At 66.3% G+C, this 17614-nt stretch carries 14 protein-coding genes; 6 read left to right on the top strand and 8 right to left on the bottom strand.

From position 1 onward, the window contains the following. Window positions 1–4 precede the first annotated feature (4 nt). Both rocF and ACN9MV_RS29435 read right to left on the bottom strand, forming a co-directional pair. A complete protein-coding gene (rocF, locus tag ACN9MV_RS29440) occupies window positions 5–934 on the bottom strand; it encodes an arginase (RefSeq protein ID WP_426390586.1) in 930 nt (309 codons plus the stop codon). Next, window positions 934–2997, bottom strand: a complete 2064-nt coding sequence (locus ACN9MV_RS29435) for a prolyl oligopeptidase family serine peptidase (RefSeq protein WP_426390585.1) — start codon at window positions 2995–2997, stop codon at window positions 934–936. Before ACN9MV_RS29435 ends, rocF begins: the two co-directional genes overlap by 1 nt. A 211-nt stretch (window positions 2998–3208) precedes the next feature. Between ACN9MV_RS29435 and ACN9MV_RS29430 the strand changes: the two genes are divergently transcribed. The 5 genes from ACN9MV_RS29430 to ACN9MV_RS29410 all read left to right on the top strand — a co-directional run bounded on the left by ACN9MV_RS29430 (window position 3209) and on the right by ACN9MV_RS29410 (window position 7629). Next, window positions 3209–4897, top strand: coding sequence for a WS/DGAT/MGAT family O-acyltransferase (locus tag ACN9MV_RS29430; RefSeq protein WP_093057667.1), 1689 nt, complete (start codon window positions 3209–3211; stop codon window positions 4895–4897). Window positions 4898–5057: 160 nt separating this feature from the next. Continuing rightward, window positions 5058–5612: a hypothetical protein gene (locus ACN9MV_RS29425; RefSeq protein ID WP_093057666.1), complete on the top strand. Its 555-nt coding sequence runs from the start codon at window positions 5058–5060 to the stop codon at window positions 5610–5612. 52 nt (window positions 5613–5664) lie between these two features. Further along, window positions 5665–6102 (top strand): phasin family protein, encoded by a 438-nt coding sequence (locus tag ACN9MV_RS29420; RefSeq protein WP_426390584.1) that lies wholly within the window; start codon window positions 5665–5667, stop codon window positions 6100–6102. Window positions 6103–6124: 22 nt separating this feature from the next. Then, entirely contained in the window at window positions 6125–6760 is a 636-nt protein-coding gene (locus ACN9MV_RS29415) for a TetR/AcrR family transcriptional regulator (protein ID WP_093057664.1), read from the top strand. A gap of 89 nt (window positions 6761–6849) precedes the next feature. Continuing rightward, window positions 6850–7629, top strand: a complete 780-nt coding sequence (locus ACN9MV_RS29410) for an esterase/lipase family protein (protein WP_426390583.1) — start codon at window positions 6850–6852, stop codon at window positions 7627–7629. 15 nt (window positions 7630–7644) lie between these two features. Here the strand turns inward: ACN9MV_RS29410 and ACN9MV_RS29405 are convergent, their stop codons facing one another. Genes ACN9MV_RS29405 through ACN9MV_RS29385 form a run of 5 tightly spaced genes read right to left on the bottom strand, consistent with a single transcriptional unit; the run spans window position 7645 to window position 13231 of the window. Then, a complete protein-coding gene (locus tag ACN9MV_RS29405) occupies window positions 7645–8181 on the bottom strand; it encodes a pentapeptide repeat-containing protein (protein WP_426390582.1) in 537 nt (178 codons plus the stop codon). 2 nt (window positions 8182–8183) lie between these two features. Continuing rightward, window positions 8184–9431 carry a hypothetical protein gene (locus ACN9MV_RS29400; RefSeq protein WP_426390581.1) on the bottom strand — a complete coding sequence of 416 codons (1248 nt, stop codon included), beginning with the start codon at window positions 9429–9431 and terminating at the stop codon, window positions 8184–8186. Continuing rightward, window positions 9431–9778 carry a PAAR-like domain-containing protein gene (locus ACN9MV_RS29395; RefSeq protein WP_093078957.1) on the bottom strand — a complete coding sequence of 116 codons (348 nt, stop codon included), beginning with the start codon at window positions 9776–9778 and terminating at the stop codon, window positions 9431–9433. The genes ACN9MV_RS29400 and ACN9MV_RS29395 overlap by 1 nt, the downstream gene beginning before the upstream one ends. Beyond that, entirely contained in the window at window positions 9775–10944 is a 1170-nt protein-coding gene (locus ACN9MV_RS29390; protein WP_426390580.1) for a DUF2169 family type VI secretion system accessory protein, read from the bottom strand. Before ACN9MV_RS29390 ends, ACN9MV_RS29395 begins: the two co-directional genes overlap by 4 nt. Next, on the bottom strand, window positions 10937–13231 hold the full coding sequence (locus ACN9MV_RS29385; RefSeq protein ID WP_426390579.1) for a type VI secretion system Vgr family protein: 2295 nt from the start codon (window positions 13229–13231) through the stop codon (window positions 10937–10939). Before ACN9MV_RS29385 ends, ACN9MV_RS29390 begins: the two co-directional genes overlap by 8 nt. 191 nt (window positions 13232–13422) lie before the next feature. On the opposite strand from ACN9MV_RS29385, the gene ACN9MV_RS29380 reads away from it, so the two are divergent. Beyond that, entirely contained in the window at window positions 13423–14067 is a 645-nt protein-coding gene (locus tag ACN9MV_RS29380; protein ID WP_143042631.1) for a hypothetical protein, read from the top strand. A gap of 22 nt (window positions 14068–14089) precedes the next feature. On the opposite strand, the gene ACN9MV_RS29375 is transcribed toward ACN9MV_RS29380, so the two are convergent. Continuing rightward, complete coding sequence (locus tag ACN9MV_RS29375; RefSeq protein WP_426390578.1) at window positions 14090–17308, bottom strand: bifunctional cytochrome P450/NADPH--P450 reductase; 3219 nt, start codon at window positions 17306–17308, stop codon at window positions 14090–14092. Window positions 17309–17614: the final 306 nt, after the last annotated feature.

Genomic DNA, 17614 nt, shown 5'->3' with positions numbered 1-17614 from the left:
ACTCCTAGCGCACCAGCGTCGACTTGCCGAAGAGGCTCTCGATGAGTTCGACGGCCACTTCCGCCGTCTGGTTGCGCACATCGAGCGCCGGGTTCAGTTCCACCACGTCGAGCGAGCCCAGCCGCCCGGTGTCCGCGATCATTTCCATGCACAGCTGCATCTCGCGGTAGGTCGGCCCGCCGCGCACGCCGGTGCCCACGCCGGGCGCGTCCGCCGGGTCGAGGCAGTCGAGGTCGAAGCTCACGTGCAGGTGCGTGTCTTCGTCCACGTCCTGCAGTGTCTCTGTCATGGTCGTGCGCATGCCGTGCTCGTCGATGTGGCGCATGTCGAACACGCTCAGGCCCAGCGTGCGAATGGCTTCCTTCTCGTCGCCGTCCACGCTGCGGATGCCGATGAAGCGAATGGCGTCGTGCTGCAGCGCCGCGCGCTCGCCGCTCCAGCCCGTGAGCACGGCCGGCCCGTGGCCCAGCAGGCATGACACCGGCATGCCGTGCAGGTTGCCGCTGGGGCTCGTGGTCTCGGTGTTGACGTCGGAGTGCGCGTCCAGCCACAGCACGCGCAGCTTCTTGCCGCGCTTGCGTGCATGCCACGCCACCGCGCTGATCGAGCCGATGGCCAGACAGTGGTCGCCGCCCAGCATCACCGGCACGTTGCTGGCACCCAGCGCGGTGTCGACGGCCGCGTACACCGAGCGGTTCCAGGCGATCACTTCGTCGAGGTGGCGCAACCCGTTGGTCGGCGGCGCCCAGGGCGTGGCCGGGCCCGCGAGGTTGCCGCGGTCGATGACTGTGTAGCCCTGCCGCGCCAGTGCCTCGGGCAGGCCCGCAACGCGCAGCGCGTCGGGCCCCATGCCGGCGCCGCGCACGCTGGCGCCGATGTCGGTCGGCGCGCCGATCAGTTCGAGGGTGACGGGGGTGCTGCTGGCATTGCTCATCACGGCTTCTCCAGGTGTTGCCACAGGTACGCGTAGCCCAGTGCGTCCATGAAAGCGGATTCCTTGTTGTCCGTTGCAGCGCTGTGGCCGCCTTCCAGGTTCTCGTAGAAGCTGCTGTCGTACCCCAGCGCCACCATCTTCGCGTGCATCTTGCGCGCATGCACCGGGCCCACGCGGTCGTCGCGCGTGGAGGTGGTGAAGAGGGCGGGCGGGTATGCCTGGCCCGGCTTCGCGTTCTCGTAGGGCGAGAAGGTCTGGATGAATTCCCACTCGTCGGGCTGGTCGGGGTCGCCGTACTCCGCGATCCACGAGGCGCCCGCCGACAGGTGCGTGTAGCGCCGCATGTCGAGCAGCGCCACCTCGCTCACGACGGCGCCGTAGAGCTTCGGGTACAGCGTGAGCATGTTGCCCATCAGCAGGCCGCCGTTGCTGCCGCCCATCGCGCCCAGGTGCCCGGGCGAAGTGATCTTTCGGGCGAACAGGTCTTCGGACACGGCCGCGAAGTCTTCGCAGGTACGCAGCCGGTTCTCCTGCAGTGCGGCCTGGTGCCAGCGCGGGCCGTACTCGCCGCCGCCGCGGATGTTGGCGATGACGTACACGCCGCCCTTGTCGAGCCACGCACGGCCGATGCTGCCGCTGTAGCTGGGCTGCAATGAAATCTCGAAGCCGCCATACGCGTACTGCAGCGTGGGGTTCTTGCCGTTGGCCTGCAGGTCTTTGGCGGCGATCTCGAAGTAGGGCACGCGCGTGCCGTCTTTCGAGGTGGTGAAGTGCTGGCTCACGCGATAGCGCGAGGCGTCGAAGAAGGCGGGGCTGTCCTTCAGCACCTTGGGTTCGCCCTGGCCGATGGTGCCGATGTAGAGCGTGGTCGGCTGCAGGAAGCCGCTCACGGTGAGGAAGTAGTCGTCGTTCTCGTCCTCGTCGATGCCGCCCGCCGCGATGGTGGAGAGCGCGGGCGCGCCGCCGAGGCTTTCGCGCGTCCACGCACCTTTGCCGTTCGATGGCGGCGTGAGCACTTCGAGCCGGTTCACCACGTCGTGCATCACGTTGACGATCAGGTGGTGGCGCGTCCACGAGTGGCTGTCGAGTGCGGTCGTGTCGTCGGGCTCGAACAGCACGGTGAGCTCGCGCCGGCCCGCCATGTAGTCGTCGAACTTCGCGGCCAGCAGCGAGCCCGACTTGAAGGTGGTGCCGCCCACGGCCCAGTCGGTGCGCGGCTCGATCAGCATCCACTCGCGCGTGATCTCGGCCAGCGAATCGTCGGGCACGTCGATCTTGGCGAGCTTGCCGTCGGCGCCGCGCAGCCAGGTTTCGCTCTCGTAGAAGTCGATCTGGCGCGAGACGAAGTCGCGTTCGAAGCCGGGCGTGTTGTCGCGGTAGGCGCTGACGGACATGTCCTCGTGCGCGCCTTCGTACACCGTCACCGCGCTGGCCAGCGGCGTGCCGCGCTTCCATTCCTTCACGATGCGCGGGTAGCTGGAGCTGGTCATCGAGCCGGGGCCGAAGTCGGTGGCCACATAGAGGTGATCGATGTCTTTCCAGCCCACGTGGTTCTTGGCCTCGGGCAGCGAGAAGCCGCCTTCGACGAACTGCTTGGTTTCGAGGTCGAACTCGCGCACCACGTCGGCATCGGCGCCGCCGCGCGACAGCGAGATCAGGCAGCGCCTGTAGTCGGGCTCCAGGCAGTCGGCGCCGTGCCAGACCCAGTTCTCCTTGTCAGCCGCGGCCAGCGCGTCGAGGTCGATCACCGTCTCCCACACGGGCTGCGGCTTGCGGTATTCATCCAGCGTGGTGCGGCGCCACAGGCCCTTGGTGTGATCCTTGTCGCGCCAGAAGTTGTAATAGAAGCGCGGGCCGATCTTGCGGACCATCGGAATGCGGTCGTCCGAGTCGAGCACCTCGAGGATGCCCTGCTGGAGCGCCTCGAACGCGGGCGACTGCGCATAGGCCTGCACGGTGAGCGCGTTCTGCGCGCGCGCCCAGTCGAGCTGCTTCTCGCCGTCGATGTCCTCGAGCCAGAGGTTGTCGTCCTGATGCTGCTGCGGGGAGGGGCTGGATGTCATGGCCACAGTGTACGGAGCCTGTGTGAAACGGGCGATGTGAGCAGTTGTCGCCCTGCCCGCCGGGCACCTGGCACTTTTTCGCTACTTCGGGCAAACCCCTGTCGCGCTGGTGCCTTCCCCCGGTGGAAACACTGAAGAACCAGAGGCCCACGAACGCGATGCCCGCGCTATCCTGCCTAGCGGCGCATGCCCCACCAAGGAGACACAACACATGAAACACCTGAGCGGTCTTGATGCCACCTTCCTGCACCTGGAAACGCCGGAAATGCCGATGCACGTGGGCTCCCTGAACGTGCTCGACCTGCCCAAGGGCTACAAGGGCGACTTCTACGAAGACGCCAAGAACTTCATGGCCAGCCGCATCCACCTGGCCGACGTGTTCACGCGCAAGCTCGCGCTGATGCCCTTCGACATGACCAACCCGGTGTGGGTCGAGGACGACGACATCGACCTCGACTATCACGTGCGCCACATCACGCTGCCCAAGCCCGGAACCAACCGGCAGTTGCAGCAATACGTGGCCCGGCTGCATTCCTCGCTGATCGACCGCAGCCGGCCGATGTGGGAGTTCTACATCATCGATGGCCTCAAGAGCGGCCAGGCGGCGCTCTACACCAAGGTGCACCATGCGGGCATCGACGGACAGGCCGGCGTGGAAGTAGGCAAGGCCATCTTCGACCTCGAGGCCACCGGCCGCGTGGTGAAGCCGCCGCGTTCGCGTCCGCGCAGCAGCGGCTACCAGCTGGGCATGGCCGAACTCGCCACCGCTGCGCTGCGCAACACCGCGCAGCAGTACGTGAAGCTCTTCAAGATGGCGCCCGCCATCGCGCGTGCCATCGGCGGCCTCGCCAAGCCCGACGAGAAGGCGGCCGAGAAGGACACGGCCGCCGCACCGAAGAAGTTCAACCTCTTCGCGCCGCGCACCTCGCTCAACGTGTCGATCACCAACCAGCGCACCTTTGCCGGCCGCACCATCTCGCTGGCCGAGACCAAGTACATCGCCAAGCACTTCGGCGTGTCGCTCAATGACGTGGTCATGGCCACGGTGGCCGGCGCGCTGCGCCACTACCTGGCCGACAACAACGAGCTGCCGGCCAAGCCGCTGGTGGCGGGCGTACCGGTGAGCCTGCGCGAGGCGGGCGACCAGACGGCCAACAACCAGGCCAGCATGATCCTCGTGAGCCTGGCCACCGACATCACCGACCCGGTGCAGCGGCTGAAGGCGATCAACGCGTCGTCGACCTCGTCGAAGTCGACCATGAACCGCTTCAAGGCCGTGATCCTCGACGACTTCCCGACCTTCGCCGCGCCCTGGCTGGTGTCGGGCATCGCGTCGATGGTGGGGCGCTCTGGCATCGTCAACCTGCTGCCGCCTGCGGCCAACGTGGCTATCTCGAACGTGGCCGGCGCGCCGTTCCCGATGTACTTCGCGGGCGCGCTCGTCACCTGCTACTACCCGGTGTCGATCGCCAGCCACGGCACGGCGCTCAACGTCACGGTGCAGAGCTACAACGGCCGCATGGACTACGGCCTGATCGCCTGCCGCCGCGCCGTGCCCGACATCACCGAGATCGGCGACTACCTGTTGGCCGAGCACAAGCTGTTGATGGAGCTGACGCAGAAGCACCCGGCCGCCGCCGGTGCGGCGCCTGCGCCGGTGCCTGCGAAGACGATCGAGGAGCCGTCGGACGAGGCCGGGCACGCGCCCGTCGCCGCTGCAAAGAAGAAACCTGCCGCGCGCAAGAAGGCTCCAGTCAAGGTCGCAGCGAAGAAGGCACCCGTGAAAGCAGCTGCAAAGGCACCGGTCAGGACCGCGGCAAAGAAGGCCACGCCCAAGCCGCCAGCCCGCAAGGCCGCGCCGGCCAAGCGCTCCGGCAGCCCCAGGGCCGCTGCGGCATGATCGGCGCACGGGCCCCGGCCTGCTGAAAGAAAATTGGGGCAGTTGGACTAGTTTTCCGACCGTTCTAGTTTTTCAGGCCTAGGCCCTGCAGAAGAAGATAGGCCCATCGCGAAAGACATACCGTTTCCTTCGCGAACCTTTCAACTTCAAGGAAATCACCATGTCCACGCAAACCACCATCGCTTCCGCAGCTGTTCACGTCGTCGGCCAATACAACGACGCTGGCAAGACCCTGGTCGGCGCTTACCGCACCGGCGTGCATCGCCTCCTGGGCGGCGCCGCTTCGCGCTACAGCAACTTCCTCGGCAGCCGCCAGATTCCGCTGGTGAGCGAGCAGGTCAAGGCCAACCTGATCGGCGCGCAAGAAAAGATCAACGGTTTCCTGGCCAACCGCCTGGACATCGACACCAGCCGCATCGTGAACGTGATGGACCGCGTTGCCGCCGGCACCACCAGCGGCATCGAATCGGTCGCCAGCCGCGTGGCTCGCGTCGAATCGCCGGTCGCCACCTCGGTGATCAACGCCCTGGGCGCGCTGAACCAGCCGATCGCCACCGTCTCGGTGCAGATCGCCGACAAGATCGTCGCCGGCACCAAGCAGATCGAAGCCCGCGTGAGCGGCGCCGAAGAAGCCAAGCCGGTTCGCACGGTGAAGGCCAAGGCTGCCGCCGCCAAGAAGCCGGTTCGCCGCGCTGCTGCCCGCAAGGCGGCCTGACCCCCGGGGCGCTTTGCGCCCCTTTTCTTTTTTCCGGCATCTGGAGCACTGCATGGCGACCCGTCCTGACGAAACTGCAAAGTTGAAGAAGAGGGCGGCGCCTGCGAAGAAGAAGACGCCGGCCGCGAAGAAGGCGCCCGCGGCAAAGAAGCCCGCGGAGCCCGGCAAGGCCGAAGTCCTGCTGCGCGCCGGCCTCAAGGCGCTGGACAACGTGCGCAACGACGTCGCCAAGCGCCAGGCCAACGTGATCGAAGGCCTGCTCGGCATCGGGCAGGGCAAGGTCCCCAGCCTCGACAGCTTCGGCATCCGCAAGTTCGAGGACGTGTTCGACCAGCGCGTCGCCACTGCCATGCAACGCCTGGGCATGCCCGGCCCCGCCGAAGTGCAGGCCCTGCGCGACGAGATCGCGCAACTGCGCGAACGCGTCGCGCAACTCGAAGGCGAAGGCACCGGCGCCGCCACCTCCCGTGGCCGCGGCGCCAAACGCTGAGCGACAACCCGACAAGCCGGTTGTGGCCAGTTCCAACACCACACGCGACCGCATCCTGCAGGCCAGCCTCGCGCTGTTCAACGCGCAAGGCCTCGCGGCCGTGTCGACCCACAAGATCGCAGCCGAGCTCGGCATCAGCCCGGGCAACCTGCACTACCACTTCAAGGCCAAGCAGCTGATCGTCGAATGGCTGTTCCGGCGCTTCGAGCAACGGCTCGAGGCCCTGAACGGCTCGTCGGCATCGATCGCGGCCATCGACGACCTCTGGCTCGCGCTGCACCTGCGCTTCGAGGCCATCGACGAATACCGCTTCATCTACCGCGACATGGCCTTCCTGGCCAGCGAATACCCGGCGCTGGGCCAGCGTGCGCAGGCCCTCACCGCGCAGAACCTGCTGGCCGCGCAGACGCTGTGCGAAGGCCTGGTGGCCTCGGGCGTGATCGAAACCAGCGCGGAGCAGGCGCGCATCCTTGCGCTGCAGATGGTCTTCACCACCACCTGCTGGCTGTCGTTCGAGCGGCTCGTGCCGGGGCGCGACGCGCTGGCGCAGGCCGACCCCGGTCTGGCGGCTTTCTACACGCTCACGCTGGTTTCCCCGTATGTTTCCAGCGAATCGAGGGCTTACCTTGATTACCTGAGGGGCAAATACCTCGGATAAATGACGTTGTTGTCCGACGGGGCATTGATTCTTTCGGCCTCATGTTCGTCTTGAAGAAGATAAAAACCAAAAAGGATCCATCCATCATCATGACCACCGCCACCCACGCCAAGGAACCTGTCGCGCCACCGTCGCGCCTGCTGCTGCTGGCCGAAGCCCGCGCACTCTGGGAAACCGGCGCCGGCATCGCCATGTGGCCGCTGCTGCAGCTCACGCCGCGCGGCGACGGACACCCGGTGCTCGTGCTGCCGGGCCTCGTGGCGGGCGACGGCTCCACGCTGCTGCTGCGCCGCTACCTGTGCAGCCGCGGCTACGACGCGCACGGCTGGGGTCTGGGCCGCAACTTCGGTCCGCGCGAAGGCGTGGAAGACGGCATGGTCGAGCTGCTGAAGACCCTGCACGACAACAGCGGCCAGAAGGTCAGCGTGATCGGCTGGAGCCTGGGCGGAGTGTATGCGCGGCTGCTGGCGTCTTCCTATGCGCCCATGATCCGCAACGTCATCACGCTGGGCAGCCCGTTCTCCGGCAGCCCGCGCGCCACCAACGCATGGCGCGTGTACGAAGGCGTGAGCGGCCAGAGCTCGCACGACCCGCGCCGCATGAAGTTCGTGCAGCCCACGCCACCCGTGCCGACCACCTCGATCTTCAGCCGCACCGACGGTGTCGTCGCATGGCGCTGCAGCATCGAGAAGACCGGCCCGCAGTCGGAGAACATCGAAGTCATCGCCAGCCACCTGGGGCTGGGTGCGCACCCGGCAGTGCTCTATGCGGTGGCCGACCGGCTGGCGCAGCCCGAAGGCGAGTGGAAGCCCTTCAATCGCGGGGTGCTGGGGCCGCTGGTTTATCCGGACCCTGACCGCGACAGCTGAGTCGCGGGGCTTGCCTCAGGCCTGCGGATCGTCGTTGTCGACCGTCCAGGCAGCTGGCGGTGAAGAGATCGGGTCGCCATCGGGCCCGAACGCGAAGTCACCGTTGCCCGAGACCAGAAGATCGCCCGCCAGCCGGACGTTGACGAAGCTGCATCGGTTGAAGCGTGTCCGGATCATGGCCGCCTGCGAAAAATCGACATCGACGAGGCGGCACGAGGAGAACACAGTCCCGGAGAGGTCAGTCCTGAACAGCCGGGGAGATTGCAGGGTGCAGCCCTCGAACGCGCAGTCCAGCAATTCGGCCTTGGCCATGTCCACCGATTCGAAGCGGCATTCTTCCAGCCGGTTGCCGATCCAGGTGCAGCCATTCAGCGCCTGGGGCGCTGCAAAGCTGGCGCCCCGAAACAGCGACATCGCGATGGTTGCCCCCGAAATGTCGAGCTCGCTCCATGAGATGCCGGACAGGTCCGCATGGCTCAGATCGACTCCTTGGCCTTCTGCCTGGGCGACCAGGTTCGTGACGACGTCCGCTTGGGAGACTTTCTCTTGCATGATCAGTGGAAGATAACTCGATTGTTGAGGCCTGCATTGCCCACCGCAGTCTGCAGTTCGCCGATGTGCTGGGGCGACATCTTCATCGTGTCGACGATGACGTTCTCGCCGACGCCCACTTCTTTCTGAATCAACGCCATCGCATCGGGTGTGTTGTAGCCGCGCGGCGCGTACTGGGAGTTCCAGCCTTTCACGTCCCACTTCTGGCCTGTGGTGTCGATGAACTCCGATGCCCCGGTGGGATCGCGCGTGATGGGGCCAGGCAGCTTGCCTTGCTCTTCCAGTGAAAGCCCGACCTCCGCTTCTCTGCGTGTCTTGGTCGTCGCCTTGCCTCCTTGCGCCGGGTCCTTGGCCAATTCCTCCAGTCTTTGCGCGCGCTCCTGTGGAGACATGGGACGGCGCGCGACCACCGTGCCCTCGCGTGCGCTGGAAGTGTTGCGTTGCACCCTTTCAGGTACGACTTCCCGCGGTTTGCCCTCCACCGTCCGGCTAATCGGCTCCAATGGCGCCCCGCGCACCGATTCACCGGGCCGCGGAAGCGGCTCTGCTACGCGCTTGCCGCCGCCCAGGCCGACGTGCGCCGTGGCGACGTCGAACATGCTGGCGCCGAACTGGTTGGCCGCGGCAACCTGCTCTTCAGAGCCGCCGAGTACACGCGTGGCCGCACCGGGGGCGCCGAAGATCGGGCCCAGCAAGGCGATGCCCAGCGAGTTGCCGAAGCGCAGATTCTGCGCACTCAGCCAGGCACTTTCGCTGCCGGAAAGCCCGTTCTCCCAGCGTGGCCCCGGCGTATAGACATCCTGCAGGAAAGAGACTCTTCTCTTGAGTTCCAGGGACTGTTCGGGCGGCAAGGGATTTTTGCCGGTGTAGTGGTCGTTCAGCTGCTGGAGCTTGTCGTCCAGCGCCGACTTGGGGATTTCATCCGGCATCTTTTCGCATGCCTGCTGAAATGTCTTCGCGGCCTGCAGCGCATCTGTAGGCTCCAGACGCGCGTCGCGACCAGTGCCGATCCACATCCGCTCGTACCACGGTATCTTTTCGAAGTCTGCCTTTTCCCGCTCGTACCGCTCGCTGCAGATGCCGGGCCGGCGCCGCACCATCGGCCCCTTGGGCACCTCGAAGGTCAGCACCCTGCCGAGCGTGCCGTTGCTGTTGAAAGAGGGGGGCGAAAAGGAGGAAGAGGGCGACGACGAGGAAGACGTGGACAGCACCTGTCCCAGCGTCTTCTTGTCATCGGGAATCGAGCTCATCAGGCGGCCCCATTCATCTCGCAGAGATCGCCGTGGCGGGCCACGGGGCGGCTCTCGACGAAGACCGTCTGCGAGCCGGAGATGATCTTCACGTTGCCCGCGCCGAGCGAGACCCCCGAGCGTACGCCGCTGCCCGCGTTGCCCGCCACGCCCTTGACGATGCTGTCGACCATAAGCACCTTCTCGCTGCGCGCGAACACGGTGTGCGAGTAGGCCGCTTTCTCGGGCGGAAGGATCGACACGATGTCGAAGGGAACCACCTGGTTGCCGACGATGCAGAAGTCCGGCGCCACGTTGACCACCATGAACCGCGACTCCGCATCCGCGATGTGCTTCTCGGCGCTCATGCAGGCACTCCCTGGGGCATGCCGCTGCCTGCGGGAGCCTCGGCGATCGGACGGTCGAAGAGGTCGACCGTCACGGTGTCGAGCGCCTGGTCGAGCGTGAGCCGCCAGGTCAGGTGCACGAGCATCTCGTCGAGGTCGATGTGCACGGTGTCGAGCTTCATGGCTTCGCTGCGCTCGATGCCGTCCCCGTTCCTGCACAGCGCCTCGATCCACAGGTGCGGGAGCTGGGTCTCGGTGCAGGGCGTCGAGGCGAAGAAGCCGCTCATGCGAAGGGATTCGTCGCCCCGCAGGCCACCGGCCACGACCTGGTCGGCGGGGGCGTACTGGAAGAAGCGTTCGTCGAAATCGTCGGCGTAGTCCATGTAGGGCTGTCCAGCGTGGCGTTCGCGCCAGGCGTCGTCGTAGGTTCCCGCCAGCGCGACACGCGGCTGCCAGAAGCGCGCGACCGGCCCGAAGCCGACGGGCTGGGCGTCCTTGTGGTTGGCGTGCTGCAGCGGTGCATCGGTGTGCTCGATCTGCGGGCCGGGGAACGGCTGTCCGGCGGCATGGCGCGCCCCGGGATGATCCTCGCGGGCTGCGCTACCGAACCATCCGGTGCCGCAGGGGTTGGCCGAGTGGGTGCGGGGCGGGGCCGATTCGTCGTCGCCCTGGTCGAATCCCCATCCGCCGTAGGCGAGCTCGTAGCGCAGCGGCACGGCGAGCGTGGGCTGCGCGTCGGACAGGCTGCGCTGCGCGGCGTCCGGCTGCCAGTCCCAGTGGCGCGGCCCGGTCAGACGCAGCGCCTTGTGCAGCAGCGGTGCGTCATGGTGCCTGTGCACCTGCAGCTCCGCGCGCCAATCGCGCCTTGGCGTCCAGTCGAGGGCGTGCGCGGTGCCCGTCACGTAGACATCGGCGTCGGGCTTGAGCAGCAGCACGTCGGTCGCCATGCGCAAGCTCGACAGCGTGGCGTGCGCGGCATCCCAGGGCTCGTCGGCGAAGACCGGGCCGCGATGAAACGCCGCCGGTTCGAGCCGGCCGGGCGCGAGCACGAAGCTCGCGCACACCACCACCACGTCGTGGAAGCGCCGCCCCTTGCCCATCTTGTCGAACTGGAAGTGTGGAAAGGGGGTGCCGTTGCGCAATTGCCTCAGGCGCGGCGCGGGGATCGGCGGCGCGGGCTCAGCCATGGGCGTTGCCCTTGTCCGCCGCCAGCATTCCGACGCCGGCGGAGACCGCGGCCGAGACAGTGCCGAGCACTTGTGTCGCATGGCCTGCAGCTTCGCCGCCTCCACCGCCGCCCCCGGCCACCTGCTGGGCGATCGAGGCGAGCTGCCCCGCCTTGCCAAGCAGGTCGGCGGGGTTGCCGCCCATCAGTGCGCCCAGGCTCGCCAGCGGGCTGCCCGGCGGCTCGGCCGGCGGTGGGGTCGGCACCGCGTTGGGTTGCAGAGCGGCGCCACCGCCCATGGGGTTGAGCCAGATGTGCTCGCCGTTGACGGTCACGTCGTCGCCTTGCGCCGTGATATTGATCTTCTTGCCCGTGACGGCAATCGAGCCGTCGGCCTTGAGCTGCACCACCGACGCGCCCACCCGCAACGAGATGGTCTTGCCGTCCATCTCGATGTGGCTACCCTTGTCTCCGCCCACGGACAGCAGGTACTTCTCGCCGACCTTGGTGGTCTGGGTCTTGCCGACCATGGTGTTGTCCATCATGCCGACGACGGTGTTGCGCAGCATGCCGACGTTGAAGGAGTAGGCCAGGCCGATATTCACCATCTTGGCGAGGCCCACGTTGTGCATGTAGGCCATGCCGATCGTGGCCATCTGGTTGCGGCCCACTTTCTTGCTGCGGTCGCGGCCCACCGAGTGGGTTTCGTCATGCTCGACCTCGATGTCCTGGTTGCGCTCGGCGTGCAGCCACACCTGTTCCTGGCCTTTCCTGTCCTCGAAGCGCAAGGCATTGGCGTTGGCACCGCTGCCGCCCTCGGAGCTGCGTGTGAGCAGGCCGCTCTGCGTGGCGTTGTCGGGCAAGCTCCACGGCGGCATGTTGTCGGCGTTGTAGACGCGGCCCGTCACGATAGGCCGGTCGGGGTCGCCATTCTCGAAGTCGACGATCACCTCTTGCCCGATGCGCGGGATCTGGATGCCGCCGAAGTTGGTACCTGCCCAAGGCGAGGAAACACGAATCCAGCACGAACTGTTCTCGTCCTTGGTGCAATAGCGGTTCCAGTGAAAGCTCAGTTTCACGCGGCCGTATTCGTCGGTCCAGATCTCGCGGCCCGCCGGACCTGTGACGATGGCAGTTTGAGGCCCCGTAGTGCGCGGCCTTGGCTCCGGTGGCACTGGCGCACGAAAAACCTTGCTCGTCGGGATGACCTCGAAGTCCACCCGGCATTCGAACTCCTGCTGCGAGCTCGCATCGCCCACGTCTTGCAGTCGCAGGTGTGTGTTCGTCACGAGGTACTGCCGATTCGCTTCGTTCTGGGGATGGCGCTCCAGCGTGAGCAGACAGCCCGGCACCACCGCACGCAGGTTGCCCGAGCCGCTGGCACGCTCGCCCTGACTGCCGGTCTCCTCCATGCGCGTGCGCACCAATTGCTCGCCTTCGGATTCGACGACGTAGTCGCCTGGCCATCTGTAGCGCTCCCATGTGTTCTGCGCGGTCTTGCGCGGCATGGCACTGACCTGCTGCAACTCGGCCTTGGGACGCTTGAAGTCGAAGTCGTCGGTGACCCAGCGGCCGCTTTGCAATTCCTCATGCGCATTGAAGCGGTCGCAGCGTTCTTCGCGTGCGGTCGCGTCGGCGGCATGGAAAGGAATGGTCTGATAGCCCGCGTGCGCGAAGGGCTGGTGAGAGGCCATGTCGTCCACAATCACCAGCTTGTGGTTGTTTTCTTCGTGCACGAAGCAGTAGTACAGACCCCACTCGTGCAGCAGCCGGGCAATGAAGTCGTAGTCGGTCTCCCCGTACTGGACCTGGAACTCACGAGCCGGATAGCTTCGCGTGGCCCGGATCTCGAAGGGCAAGCCGTACTTGCCGAGAACAGTCTTGACGATGCCCAGCACGTCTTCGTTCTGGAAGATGCGGTAGTCGCTCGTGCGCGTTGCCAGAGTGAGCCAAGGCTCGACGACGGCTTCGTACAGCGCGCGGCGATTTTCCAGCCGCAGGAAGCGCACGCGCGTGACCAGCCCTGAGATGTGGCGCTGCTCCGGACCTGAGCCGGGCCTGCCATCCAGAACGATGTGCGTGGTGAGCGTCTCGCCGATCAACTGCTTGATGGCGACATTGGCCGCCTGACGCTCGTTGTAGCCCTGCTGTTCGGGGGTGGCGAGGGTCAGGGTATAGCGAAAAAGACGGCTCAAACCCTCTTCGCCTTCAATCGCGATGGGCTCCAGTGCCGGCTCGTTGCCGAACGCAGGCATTGCAGACGAGGAAGCGGTGAGAACACGCGCAAGCTGCGCGGTGCCTATTGGCATGAAATCTCCCTGGTGTTCTGACTGACGAAGCAAATCGTAGCAATTCGAGCCTGAAACGCCAGTAGCACGATAGGTTGCTATCGCCCCAACAATCTGGGGGGACCGGGCGGGCGTTTTGCAAAGCCGGCTCGCGTGACCATGACTTCCGTCACTTGTGCCGCAGCGGCCCCGCCCAAAACAATAGCGGCGCCATGTACCCCGACCTGCCGCCCGTCTACCCCCGCATCAAGCACGTCGACTTCCTCGAGGCCGTGCAGCCGATGCTCGACCAGATCGAGGCGCGGGGCGGCAACCGCGAGGCGCAGACGCCCGTGGCCTACCCCTTCGCTGGCGATTCCGATCTGCTGATGACGTTCGCGCTCGACACGCCCACGCAGTTCATCACGCTGACCCAGGAGGGCATGGAGGAAACGGGGCTCGACCCGCAGTCGCTGTACGAACTCGCGATCGACAACATGCTCCGGCAGGTGGCGCACAACCTCGATACGCAGGACCTCGTCATGTACAAGGCGCTGGTGACGGGCGACGGCTTCGAGGCCTGCATGCTGCTGCTGCCGGACCTCTGGGAGCAGTTGTCGCTGGGGTTCAAGGGCGAGCTGATCGCGGTGGTGCCGAGCCGCAGCGTCATCTACTTCATGGACAGCGGGGCGAGCTTCGAGGCCCGGGGGAAGTCGATCACGGCCGAGACCATGCTGGGCCTCATGTGCTCGGCTGCCGCCGAGGTCAAGGCTGAGGCGGGGCCGCACGGCCTCTCGGACAAGGTGATGGCGCTGACCCCGGATGGCTGGCACGTTCGCGGCACCTTCGAGGACCACGCGTCGGCACTGGAGGCCTGACGAGGCCTGCGCAGTCTTCCTTTCAGCTGCCGGCCCACACGTCCAGCACGTAGCGCTGGTCGGCAATCATCTTGTCCATCCACGCCGTGCTGTCTTGCCCGTGCTCGCGCGCAAGGTCGCTCAGCGTGCGGCGCACGTCGGGCTCCATGCGCGAGCCGTCGCCGCACACATAAACCACTGCGCCCGCTTCAAGAAGCTTCCACACTTCGGCCGCCTGCTCGCGGATCAGGTCCTGCACATAGACCTTGCGCTCGCCCGCGCGCGAGAACGCGGTGTGCAGCTTCATCACGCCGCGGTGCGCCCAGGCCTGGAGTTCGTCGGCATAGATGAAGTCCTGCTCGGGATGGCGGCAGCCGAAGAACAGCAGCGCCTCACCGAGCGCATTGCCCGCCTCGACCTGTGCCGCGCGCTCCTGCAGGAAGCCACGGAACGGCGCGAGGCCAGTGCCGGGGCCGACCATGATGATCGGCCGGCTCGCATCGTCCGGCAGCCGAAAGCCCTCGGCCGTGGTCTCGCGCACCACGCCGTGCACCGTGTCGCCGGCCTCCGCGCGCGCCAGGAAGTTGGAGCACACGCCCTCGAAGGTGCCGATGCCCGACTTGGCCGGGCCGCTCACCACACCCACCGTCACGCTGCACTTGCCCGGTGTCATCGTCGGCGACGAAGAGATCGAGTAGTAGCGCGGCGACAGCGGCGACAGCATTTCGAGAAACACCGCGAACGGCACCTGGCAGGCGCGGTGCTCTTCCAGCAGGTCGAGCAGCGATTTGCGCTTGTGGAGCACGTCGGCCTTGTATGCCGCCTGCGAAGTCTCGTCGCTGCCCGACAGCGCCGCGAGCCTGGGCTTGGTGAACGGGCACTCGGTATATGCCGCGAGCGTGGCGATCTGCTTGCGCGTGGCCACGTCCTGCAGCTCGACGTAGTCGCCCAGCAGGCGGTCGACCGCAATCACCTGCTCCACCGGCAGCGCTGCCTTGCGGCCCGCGCCTGCATGCAGGCGCACGTGGGCCGTGCGGTCGAAGCCGAAGCGTGCCATCGCGCGTTCGACCTGCGCCGGGCTGTTGCGCGGCACCACGCTCAGGTGGTCACCGGCGCGGTAGATCAGGCCCTCGGGCAGCATCAGCTCGACGTGCCGGGTGGAGCGGCCGGCTTCTCCGTTGCCTCCGCTTTGCAACTCGCGGTTCTCGATCACCCGCAGCGCCACTGCGCCCAGCGCATCGACGATCGCGTTCTTCTGCGGCGGCGGCAGCTCTTCGAGCGTGTAGAGCGGTTCGCTCTGCACGGGCGTGTCGGCGCCGGTCTTGATGTCGAAGGCCTTCACCAGCTCGGGCCAGAGCGCGTCGCTCCAGTCCTGGAAGGCGCCGTCCATGTCCTCGCGCGCATCGCCTTCGCCGCGCGAATGCACGCGTGTGGCGCCGAGCGCTTCGAGCCGTTCGTCGATGCGGCGCGGCACGGCCTGGTAGGTGGCGGCCCAGTCGGTGTTGCCGCAGCCGAACACGCTGAAGCGCACGCCGTTGAGCGAATCGTCGGCCTTGTCGAGCCAGCGATGGAACTCGGCCGCGTTGTCAGGTGCTACGCCGTTGTACGAGGCGCAGACGATGGCCACTGCGCCGTTGGCCGGCAGCCGCTCGGCATAGTCGTCGAGCGAGGCCAGCTGCGTGGAGAAGCCGCGCATTTCGCCGGCCTCGGCGAGTTGGCGCGCAAGGTCTTCGGCTGTGCCGAGGTTGGAGCCCTGCAGCACCAGCAGCGAGGTGCCGTGGCGTGCAGCCTGGGGTTTGCGCGCGGCAGCTTGCACGGGCTGCACGGGGGCTGCGGCTGCGTCGGTCATGTTGCCGCGCGGACGCGTGGCCGGATCGCGCAGCAGCGCCTTGATCTTGAAGTTCTCCGGCTTGATCGTCAGCGCTTCCTTGATCTTCAGCTTGTAGCCCGTGTGATCCACGAGGTTGAAGCGCTGCAGGATCATGCCCAGCGTGAGCACCGCCTCCTGCAGGGCGAACTGCCGCCCGATGCAGGCGCGCTGCCCGTTGCCGAAGGGCTTGAATGCGTTCACTGGCCGCTCGCGCTCGGCTTCGCGCGTGAAGTTGTCTGGGTTGAACTGATCGGCATCCTCGCCCCAGATGCCCTTGTCACGATGCAGCGCCAGCGCATGCATGATGATCATGTTGTTCTTCTTGATCGTGTACTGGCCGCCGATCTTTGTGTCTTCCTTGGCGCGCATCGAGATCGCGGGCGCGGTCGGGTACAGGCGCAGCGACTCTTTCAGCACCTGCATCACGTACTGCAGGCGGTTGACCTGCGCGTAAGTGGGCTTCTGCGTGGTGTCGGGGCCGAACACGTTGTCGACCTCTGCCTGCGCCTTGGCCATGGCCTCGGGGTTGTTCAGCAGGAAGTAGATGGCAAAGGACAGCAGGCCGCTGGTGGTTTCATGCCCCGCGATGAGAAATTCGATGCACTCGTCGCGGATCATCTTGTCGGTGAGCTGCTCGCCGCTTTTCTTGTCCACGCCCGCGATCATGTAGCTCAGCAGGTCGGGCTTGGTGGCGATGTCGGCGCCGCTCGTGCGCCGCTCCTCGATGATGTCTTCCACCATCTTGTGCATGTAGCGGATGTCCTTGCGCTGCTGGGCGAGCTCCTTCTTGAGCATCAGCTCTTCGAGCGGCAGGCCGCGGCGGTTCTGCACCGTCTCCAGCGTGCGCACCATCGCATCGACGAAGGGGTGGAAGCCTTCGCGGTAGAACGAGTTGAAGCGATAGCCGAAGCCGCACAGGCCGATGGTGTCGAGCGTGAGCGCTGTCATGTCGCGCACCACGTCCACCTCTTCGTCGAAGTTCAGGCGCTCCCACTTGGTGACCAGCTGGCCCGCGATGTCCAGCATCATCGGGTGATAGGCCTGCATCGCGCGCTGGCTGAAGTTGGCCAGCAGGATGTTGTGCGGCTTGGACCAGGTCTCCTCGTGCGTATCGGAGGTGAAGAGCCCGTGCGAGGCTGCCCGCAGCCGGCGCAATGCACCGCGCGTGCTCTTGTCGAAGCGCGGCTCCTCGCAGAGCTCGTCGACCAGCGCGGGCGACGACACCACGATCACCGGCATGCCCGGCATGTCCAGCCAGTAGATACCGCCGAGGTCTTGCGCGATCTTCCACATGTCGAGCACGGGAGAGTCGGACCCGATCGACAGCAGGTTCCCGACGAAGGGTTTCTTCGCCGGATGCGGGATCGGGTAGAGCGAGTTTTTGCCTGCCATGGGTTGTTGTGCCTTTGGAATGGACCCGCTTCGGATATCCGGGATGTAACAACCGGAGTATCCCGACGGCACGGGGGGCAGGCAGGACGGGGTTTCCCTTAGGCTGGGGAGTTCATTCAGGGCGCGCTCACACCGACGGGGTGCCTTGCTCCGCGAATGTCCCCCGGCCTGCGGCCTCCTCCTTTATTTCGCTGCGCAAGGCACCCCATCGGCGTGAGCGTTGGGCAGAGCGGTGGTTCATCGCGAGATCACCAGCAGCGTGCCCCTGTGCGAAGAGCACCGGGTGCTCCCCGCAGCGAAATAAAG

The organism is Variovorax sp. R-27 (assembly GCF_049913215.1).
Taxonomy (GTDB): Bacteria; Pseudomonadota; Gammaproteobacteria; order Burkholderiales; family Burkholderiaceae_C; genus Variovorax.
The sequence above is the reverse complement of the archived record's forward strand: the minus strand, read 5'-3'. Positions and strand labels throughout refer to the sequence as shown.